The organism is uncultured Campylobacter sp. (assembly GCF_938045405.1).
GTDB lineage: Bacteria > Campylobacterota > Campylobacteria > Campylobacterales > Campylobacteraceae > Campylobacter_B.
Genome location: NZ_CALIMW010000042.1, coordinates 1 through 2,250 on the forward strand (window position 1 = coordinate 1; position 2,250 = coordinate 2,250).

Annotated in this window: 1 protein-coding gene; it reads right to left on the reverse strand. The window is 49.9% G+C overall.

The window, feature by feature from the left end; translation table 11 throughout:
* On the reverse strand, positions 1-2,250 hold a 2,250-nt coding region (locus Q0140_RS01400), incomplete at both ends, for a hypothetical protein (RefSeq protein WP_297960887.1).

Sequence of the window (2,250 nt, forward strand, 5' to 3'; positions counted from 1 at the left end):
GTTTGCGATACCCTCAAGCGCGCGGGCTTTGAGAAGCTGGGTCCGCTGCTTTGCGAGGGTGTTTGCGACTACGAAGCTGATGTCCGTGCGAAGCCCAAGAGCTCTTTTTTGCGCCTCGCTCAGGTCTTTTCGAGCGTAAAATTTGCCTAGCGTCCTGCTTATTTTGCCGCGCTCGTTTTGCATATACTCGTCGTAGTAGTGTCCGATGTAATCGGTGAGCTTGTTCTCCTGCTTGAGGGCGCCCGCTTTGATGAGCTCGTTTGCGTTATGATCGATCGTATCGCGCAATTTTTGATAGGTCGCTTGCAGCTCCTGCGGCAGATCGGCCTTTGCAATCTTGCCGTCGAGCGCATTAAACAGCTGCTCGCTCTGCGCAGTATTAAATTTATCGAGATACCTCGCCGCGGTGCGAGCCTGCGCATTAATAGCCGCGCTCTCGCGATAAAAACTCTCGATCGCGCCGTCTATCTGCCGCTTTGCCGCGTTTCGCAGATCAAGGACGCTCATCCCCTTTTTCACCCAAGCGGGGGTATTTTCGCCCTCAAAGATGCGATCTACCGCGTTTTCATACTTGTTAATCCCCTTGCGCCAAAGGGTATCGACAAACTGCGCCCACTTGCCGTCCGCGCCGCCGTATGGACCCAAAAGCGCATCCGTTTTGCCTAGCAGATCGTTCATCGTAGGCATATCGGGGTTGAAAGGATCGGCTTGTCGCGCCGCGCGGTCGTATTCGGCTTGTAATTTCTCCTGCTTTGCTTTGCTTTCTTGAGCGATTTTGGCTTTGAAAGCCCTCTTGTCGGCTCTTTTTAAAATTTCCTCCGCCTTGATCGGGTCTTTCTCATTCAAAAATTTCGCTTTGGTCTCAAAGCTATAATTTTTCAGCGCCTCATCACTGCCGAAAAGGCGATCGAACATCGTCTCGTTTGCGCGAATGCTCTCGTCGATATGAGCCTTAGAATACGCATTGATGCGCGCCCTGCCGCCCTCGTCCATATCGATGAATATCATCTGCTCGTCGCCGTTTTTGCCACGCTTTTTGAATGTGAAGCCGTCGCGGCTGATGTGGGTTAGCTTGGCGCCTGCGATGTCCTTTTTGAGCCGCGCGAGTTGGCTTTCGGAGAGGTTCGTCTGCACCCCTTGCGAGAGCGCGTCGAAATTGCCCGTCCTTACGGCATCCAGCACCTCGCCCGCGGTGTCGTGATCTTTGTAGCTGTCCTTGTAAATTTGCTCTACGCTCTGCTCTAGCTCCTGCTCGATGTTTGGGCGGCGCTTTTTGATCTCGCCCCCTATATTTTCGATCTCGCTTGCTCTGAATTTTAGCGGCTCCTCGTTTGCGTTCACGCCGCCGTCTCTCAAAACGATCGTATCGTCCGGGCTAACGTCAAAGGTGCTGAGCGGGTCTTTCTGCGCTCTTGCGGCATCGTCCAAGCCTAGGCGCGTCTGCACATTTCGTGCCTCCGCTTCGCCGTGCAGCTTCGCGTAGTTTGCATCGCCGCCAGCACCGCCCGTTGCAAAGCCCTCTTTGCTCTGCACCCAGTGTTGGATCTCGTGCATCAGCGTGGATCTGTCTTTTAAATTTTTAAGGGCGATCGTGTTACTCTGAGGATCGAAATAGCCTAAATTATTGCCATTTTTTGAATTTTGTGATATAATCTCTTCACCGTTCAAAGAGTGTTCTAAGGATTTTATATCACCAGAGCTTTGGGCGGTATATCTTACTTTCCCTTCTCTTATTAATAATTCAAATTTACGTCCCGCCATAGGATAGTTTGATGTTACATCTATAGCTCCGTTGCGCTCTTTTGTTACTGAGGCAAATTTAACAACTCCTTTTTCATCCTTAAAAGCCTTGAAAAAGAAAGTCGTGTCTTCGAAATCTACTATAAAAGAGGGTTTTTCTAGGGTAGGCTTTATCAATCCAAGATACTTTTCCCTCCCCTTAATTTGCAGCTTTTTAAATTGAAACGAGCCGATATTAACCTCTCCTATTGGAGTTTGAGCTTTACCTTGCGGAAAATCGGCTTTAAAATTTTCAAAAGTATATTCTTTTTTGACGAAAGGAGCCGCCTCTTTGGCGACGACGGATCGGTTGATCTGCCCGTCCTTTAGTAGGTATTTTTTCTTTAACTCCTCTGCAAGCATCGCACCGGATGGAGCGTCGCTTTGCATCTTTACGACCTTTACGCCCCTAAGCTCGGGATAAGCCTTAAACAGCTCGTCGTGCTTTAGCAGATCACCTAGCTTGCCGCC